7 protein-coding genes are annotated in these 6806 nt (G+C 58.4%); 6 read left to right on the forward strand and 1 reads right to left on the reverse strand.

Annotation, left to right across the window (positions count from 1 at the left end; all coding sequences use genetic code 11):
* Positions 1-3 precede the first annotated feature (3 nt).
* Entirely contained in the window at positions 4-426 is a 423-nt protein-coding gene (locus V7773_RS24665) for a DUF4124 domain-containing protein (protein ID WP_024618735.1), read from the reverse strand.
* Between the two features lie 401 nt (positions 427-827).
* Between V7773_RS24665 and V7773_RS24670 the strand changes: the two genes are divergently transcribed.
* The 6 genes from V7773_RS24670 to msrQ all read left to right on the forward strand — a co-directional run.
* Positions 828-2552, forward strand: a complete 1725-nt coding sequence (locus V7773_RS24670) for an acetolactate synthase 3 large subunit (protein WP_003205612.1) — start codon at positions 828-830, stop codon at positions 2550-2552.
* A 2-nt stretch (positions 2553-2554) separates the two neighbouring features.
* Positions 2555-3046 carry an acetolactate synthase small subunit gene (ilvN, locus tag V7773_RS24675; RefSeq protein ID WP_003205610.1) on the forward strand — a complete coding sequence of 164 codons (492 nt, stop codon included), beginning with the start codon at positions 2555-2557 and terminating at the stop codon, positions 3044-3046.
* Between the two features lie 45 nt (positions 3047-3091).
* Positions 3092-4108 carry a ketol-acid reductoisomerase gene (ilvC, locus tag V7773_RS24680; RefSeq protein WP_024779611.1) on the forward strand — a complete coding sequence of 339 codons (1017 nt, stop codon included), beginning with the start codon at positions 3092-3094 and terminating at the stop codon, positions 4106-4108.
* Between the two features lie 145 nt (positions 4109-4253).
* Complete coding sequence (gene pssA / locus V7773_RS24685) at positions 4254-5099, forward strand: CDP-diacylglycerol--serine O-phosphatidyltransferase (protein ID WP_063324359.1); 846 nt, start codon at positions 4254-4256, stop codon at positions 5097-5099.
* Between the two features lie 75 nt (positions 5100-5174).
* Positions 5175-6188, forward strand: a complete 1014-nt coding sequence (gene msrP / locus V7773_RS24690) for a protein-methionine-sulfoxide reductase catalytic subunit MsrP (protein ID WP_063324360.1) — start codon at positions 5175-5177, stop codon at positions 6186-6188.
* A partial coding sequence (msrQ, locus tag V7773_RS24695; protein WP_072346055.1) for a protein-methionine-sulfoxide reductase heme-binding subunit MsrQ occupies positions 6188-6806 on the forward strand: 619 nt, incomplete at its 3' end. The genes msrP and msrQ, both read left to right, overlap by 1 nt.

Here is a 6806-nt window from a genome sequence, read left to right on the forward strand (position 1 = left end):
GCGTTACTGACAGTTCTCCTCGATTTGCTTGCGGGTCTCGTCGATCCGCAGGCGCCGCTCCTCATCGGTGAGGCGGCGCATTTCCCCCTCCACGTCTTCACGTACCCTGGGATTGTTCTGCAATTGCGCCAGGTTGGTCCGCGCCTGTTCGCAGAACGCCTTTAGTTGGGCTTCCTGCTCGGCAATCTGTTTCTTGACCTGTTGGTCGATGGCCTTTTGGTCGCCAATGACTCCGCCAGACGGCGGTGCCGCCGGTTTGGCGGGCGGCGGGGCGGACTTGATCACCGTCGTGGCCTCCGTGCCTTCCGGCGGCTGGGCGCCGAAGTGGGTAACGCCTTGGGCGTCCACCCATTTGTAGACCTGGCCGGCCATGCACATCGGGCTCAGGCCAACCAGCAGGCTGGCCGTCAAGAAGATCATTCGCATGCTGTTTCCTTGTCATGGGTTGCGCAATTGAAGCTAACACAGTTGCCGTTTAAAGGTTTTTTCTTGCGTTCTCATGCGCTTACTTCGAATAAAACACATAGACGACTTGACTTGAAGGAGGCGAAACAGAAGAATCCAAAGTCCGCTGTAGAGGGACTGCCAGAAGCAGACCCACTCAGCAGATCATGAGGCGCACATCCGCGCCGACCTGTTACACCCGCAACGCGTTACCTCGCGCTGGGTGGGAAAGGCCCGCAACACTTGGGACGATCCCAATACTTGCTCAGTCAGTGCTGACGTAGTCGGCGACCACCGTCGCTCATGCTCTGCCGAGAAGTAAACCTATTAAGACCCGTCCCTTTCTTGTGGGTCGGTATTCTGGCGTTTTAGAGGTGAACAACGTGGAGCTTTTATCTGGCGGTGAGATGCTCGTCCGCTTTTTGCGTGACGAAGGCGTCAAATATATCTACGGGTACCCCGGTGGTGCTCTTCTTCATGTCTATGATGCCCTGTTCAAAGAACCGGAAGTGACCCACATCCTGGTTCGTCACGAGCAGGCGGCCACCCATATGGCTGACGGCTATGCCCGTGCCACCGGCAAGGCCGGCGTGGTACTGGTGACTTCCGGTCCAGGCGCCACGAACGCCATCACCGGTATCGCTACCGCGTACATGGACTCCATCCCGATGGTGATCATTTCCGGCCAGGTGCCCAGCACCATGGTGGGGACCGATGCATTCCAGGAAACCGACATGATCGGTATCTCCCGGCCGATCGTGAAGCACAGCTTCATGATCAAGCACGCATCGGAGATCCCGGAAGTCATGAAGAAGGCTTTCTACCTGGCTGAATCCGGTCGTCCTGGCCCGGTTGTGGTCGATGTCCCGAAAGACATGACCAACCCGGCCGAGAAGTTCGAATACATCTTCCCGAAAAAAGCCAAGCTGCGTTCCTACAGCCCGGCCGTACGCGGCCACTCCGGACAAATCCGCAAGGCAGCCGAAATGCTCCTGGCGGCCAAGCGCCCGGTGCTGTACTCCGGTGGTGGCGTGATCCTCGGCGGTGGCTCCGCGCCGCTGACCGAACTGGCGAAAATGCTCAACCTGCCGGTCACCAATACGCTGATGGGCCTGGGCGCGTTCCCTGGCACCGACCGTCAGTTCATCGGTATGCTCGGCATGCACGGCAGCTACACCGCCAACCTGGCGATGCACCACGCCGATGTCATCCTGGCGGTTGGCGCGCGTTTCGACGACCGCGTTATCAATGGGCCGGCGAAATTCTGCCCGAACGCCAAGATCATCCACATCGACATCGACCCGGCGTCCATCTCCAAGACCATCAAGGCAGACGTGCCGATTGTCGGTCCTGTAGAGAGCGTGCTGACCGAAATGGTCGCCATCCTCAAGGAAATCGGCGAGGTTCCAAACAAGGAGTCCGTGGCCAGTTGGTGGAAGCAGGTCGATGAATGGCGCGGTGATCGTGGCCTGTTCCCTTATGACAAGGGTGACGGCAGTGTGATCAAGCCGCAGACCGTGATCGAAACCCTGTGCGAAGTGACCAAGGGCGATGCCTTTGTGACCTCCGACGTGGGCCAGCACCAGATGTTCGCTGCGCAGTACTACAAGTTCGACAAGCCCAATCGCTGGATCAACTCCGGCGGCCTGGGCACCATGGGCTTCGGTTTTCCGGCGGCCATGGGCATCAAGTTGAGCTTTCCAGAGGCTGATGTCGCCTGCGTCACCGGCGAGGGCAGCATCCAGATGAACATCCAGGAACTGTCCACCTGCCTGCAATACGGTTTGCCGGTGAAGATCGTGATCCTGAACAACGGCGTGTTGGGGATGGTTCGCCAGTGGCAGGACATGAGCTACGGCAGCCGTCACTCGCACTCGTACATGGAATCGTTGCCTGATTTCGTCAAGCTGGCAGAGGCCTACGGTCACGTTGGCGTGCGCATCACCGAATCGAAGGATTTGAAGTCGAAGATGGAGGAAGCGTTCGCCATGAAGGATCGCCTGGTGGTGATCGATATTGCGGTCGACACCAGCGAGCACGTCTACCCGATGCAGATCAAAGACGGCTCCATGCGCGATATGTGGCTGAGCAAGACGGAGCGTACCTAATCATGCGACACATTATTTCCTTGCTTCTGGAAAACGAACCGGGTGCGCTGTCTCGTGTTGTAGGCCTGTTCTCGCAGCGCAACTACAACATTGAAAGCCTGACCGTGGCGCCAACCGAAGACCCGACCCTGTCGCGTCTGACGCTGACCACCGTGGGGCACGATGAAATCATCGAGCAGATCACCAAGAACCTGAACAAGCTGATCGAGGTGGTCAAGCTGGTGGACCTGTCGGAAAGCGCTCACATCGAGCGTGAACTGATGCTGGTCAAGGTCAAGGCCACCGGCGCCCAGCGCGCCGAGATCAAACGTACTACCGATATTTATCGTGGGCAGATCGTCGATGTCAGCGCCAGCGTCTATACCGTTCAGTTGACCGGTACCAGCGACAAGCTCGACAGCTTCATTCAATCGATCGGCACTGCCTCGATTCTGGAAACCGTACGCAGTGGCGTCACCGGGATTGCCCGTGGCGACAAAGTACTGAGCATCTAAACCAAATTAGCGAATGGCCTGAACGGCCGGATAGAGGGGAAATTCATGAAAGTTTTCTACGATAAAGACTGCGACCTGTCGATCATCCAGGGCAAGAAAGTCGCCATCATCGGCTACGGTTCCCAAGGTCACGCCCAGGCGTGCAACCTGAAAGATTCCGGCGTTGACGTGACTGTCGGCCTGCGCAAAGGCTCGGCCACCGTTGCCAAGGCAGAAGCCCATGGCCTGAAAGTGGCTGACGTGGCTTCCGCCGTTGCCGCTGCCGACCTGGTCATGATCCTGACGCCGGACGAGTTCCAGGGCGCCCTGTATCGCGACGAAATCGAACCGAACATCAAGAAAGGCGCGACCCTGGCCTTCTCCCACGGTTTCTCGATCCATTACAACCAGGTCGTGCCGCGTGCCGACCTCGACGTGATCATGATCGCGCCGAAGGCTCCGGGCCACACCGTGCGTTCCGAGTTCGTGAAAGGCGGCGGTATCCCTGACCTGATCGCGATCTACCAGGACGCTTCGGGCAATGCCAAGAACGTGGCTCTGTCCTACGCCGCTGGCGTGGGTGGCGGTCGTACCGGCATCATCGAAACCACGTTCAAGGACGAGACCGAAACCGACCTGTTCGGCGAGCAAGCCGTTCTGTGTGGCGGTACCGTCGAACTGGTCAAGGCCGGTTTCGAAACCCTGGTCGAAGCGGGCTACGCGCCAGAAATGGCTTACTTCGAGTGCCTGCACGAACTGAAGCTGATCGTTGACCTCATGTACGAAGGCGGTATCGCCAACATGAACTACTCGATCTCCAACAACGCCGAGTACGGCGAGTACGTGACCGGTCCGGAAGTGATCAACGCCGAATCCCGTCAGGCCATGCGCAACGCCCTGAAACGTATCCAGGACGGCGAATACGCCAAGATGTTCATCAGCGAAGGCGCCACCGGCTATCCTTCGATGACCGCCAAGCGTCGCAACAACGCTGCGCACGGTATCGAAATCATCGGCGAGCAACTGCGTTCGATGATGCCGTGGATCAGCGCCAACAAGATCGTCGACAAAGCCAAGAACTAAGTCGCGAACTTGAGTCGAAAAACGCGGCCTTGGCCGCGTTTTTTCGTTTGGGCGGTGGCTTCTGGTATAAAGCTGCATCGTTTGCGGCCGAACCGTCGTCCCAGACATCTGTCGAATTTTTTCACACCGTTGCAAGGTATTGTCCATGAGCGAACGTCCCGACGAGCCAAACCAGGCTCCTGACGCCGAAAGCCTGCTACCCATCGATGAACACGTCGAAGAAGGCCATGACGCTGAAGGCCGTAAGGTCCGGCATCGTGGCATCTATCTATTGCCGAACCTGTTCACCACCGCGAACCTGTTCGCCGGTTTCTATTCCATCATCAACTCCATGAGTGCCCAGGCTGCCTTGAGCGCCGGGGATGGCGCAGGGGCGAGCCGTTACTTCGCGTTCGCCGCCATTGCGATCTTCGTCGCCATGGTGCTCGATGGTCTGGACGGGCGCGTGGCCCGCATGACCAATACGCAGAGTGCGTTTGGCGCCGAGTATGATTCACTGTCCGACATGGTCGCCTTTGGCGTGGCTCCCGCCTTGCTGGCGTTCGGCTGGGCGCTGGGAGACATGGGCAAGGTCGGCTGGATGGTTGCCTTTATCTATGTGGCGGGGGCGGCATTGCGCCTGGCGCGTTTCAACACCCAGGTTGGCAAGGCTGACAAACGTTACTTCATCGGCCTGGCCAGTCCGGCCGCGGCGGGTGTCGTGGCAGGTGTTGTCTGGGCATTCAGCGACTACGGCATCCAGGGGTCGAAAATGTCGTTCCTGGTGGCGTTGCTGGTTGCGGCGGCCGGGATGTTGATGGTCAGCAACATCAAATACAACAGCTTCAAGGAGCTCGACCTGAAGGGGCGTGTGCCGTTCGTGGCGATTCTGGCGGTGGTGCTGGTGTTCGCAGTGGTGTTCAGTGATCCACCGCGTATCCTGTTGTTGGTGTTCCTGGGCTATGCCGCCTCCGGACCGGTGCAATACTTGTTGCGTCTTCGCCGACGCTAAACGTTGCCTTAATGTAATTTCCCCCATACTCCGCAGTCTATTGGTGCACCTGCCCTCCAATACTGCGGAGTTGTCATGCTGATCAAGATCCCCAAGTCGTCCGACTGCCGTGAATCGGACGTCACGCCCGAATCCCTCTATCTATCCCGTCGGCAAATGCTCGGTGCGTCCCTGGCTGGTCTCGCCGTCAGCGGCTTGCCTCAATGGGCCAGTGCTGCCGATGCGGCGCGTTATGCCGATGTCGAGCCCGGCAAGGCGCCGTCCTGGTTTGCCGAGAAACTGCCCTCGGTCCAATGGGGCGTGGTCACGGTCAAGAATGAGCCCATCACGCCGTTCAAGGACGCAACCCATTACAACAACTTCTATGAGTTCGGCACTGACAAGGGAGACCCGGCAGCCAATGCTGGATCGTTGAAGACCGAGCCCTGGAGCGTGGTCGTGGACGGGGAGGTGGGCAAGCCGGGACGCTACGGGTTGGAAGACTTCATGAAGCCTTATCAACTGGAAGAGCGTATCTATCGATTGCGCTGTGTCGAGGCTTGGTCGATGGTCATTCCGTGGATTGGCTTCCCCATCTCTGCCTTGCTCAAGCAGGTCGAACCGACCTCCAAGGCCAAGTACATCCGCTTCGAAACCCTGCAGGACCCCAAGGTCATGCCGGGGCAGCGTTCCGGTTTCGCCTTGATCGACTGGCCGTATGTGGAAGGCTTGCGATTGGATGAGGCCATGAACCCGTTGGCCATTCTGGCGGTGGGAATGTACGGGCGGGAGTTGCCGAACCAGAATGGCGCGCCGCTGCGGTTGGTGGTCCCATGGAAATACGGTTTCAAAAGTGTGAAGTCCATCGTGCGTATCAGTCTGGTGAGTGAGCAGCCGAAGACGACTTGGCAGAGCATTGCGTCTGACGAATACGGTTTTTATGCCAACGTCAATCCGACGGTCGATCACCCGCGGTGGACCCAGGCGCATGAGCGTCGTTTACCGAGCGGGCTGTTCAGTCCCAATGTCCGCGATACGTTGATGTTCAACGGCTATCAGGATGAAGTCGCTTCTTTATATGCAGGGATGGACCTGAGGAAGGACTACTGATGCGTTTTCCAGTCTGGCGAGTCGGCGTCTTCATCGCGGCGGCGATCTGGCCCTTGTTCTGGCTTTACGAGGCCTTGATGAACTCGCTGGGTCCTGACCCGGGCAAGGTGCTGGTGGATCGGCTCGGGTTGGGCACGTTGATCCTGTTGTTGATCACCTTGAGCATGACGCCGCTGCAAAAGCTGACGGGATGGGCGGGGTGGATTGCGGTCAGGCGGCAGTTGGGGTTGTGGTGCTTTGCTTATGTGGTGCTGCATTTGAGTGGGTATGCGGCGTTCATATTGGGCTTCGACTGGTCGCAGTTGGGCGTCGAGTTGAGCAAGCGGCCTTACATTATCGTCGGGGCGCTTGGGTTTCTCGGCCTGCTGGCGTTGGCGGTCACATCCAATCGCTACAGTCAGCGGCGGCTTGGCATGCGTTGGAAGAAATTGCATCGCCTGGTTTATCTGATCCTGGGGCTTGGGTTGCTGCATATGCTGTGGATCGTGCGTGCAGATCTGAAGGAGTGGGCGATATACGCCTTTATAGGGGCTGTACTGTTGATGCTAAGAGTCCCGCCGGTTATGCGCCGGATCCCGCGTTTGCGGGGTAGGAAAGTCTCTTCTGCAACAAAAGCGT

Source organism: Pseudomonas sp. 3JA (assembly GCF_036961705.1).
In the GTDB taxonomy this organism is placed as follows: Bacteria; Pseudomonadota; Gammaproteobacteria; order Pseudomonadales; family Pseudomonadaceae; genus Aquipseudomonas; species Aquipseudomonas fluorescens_Q.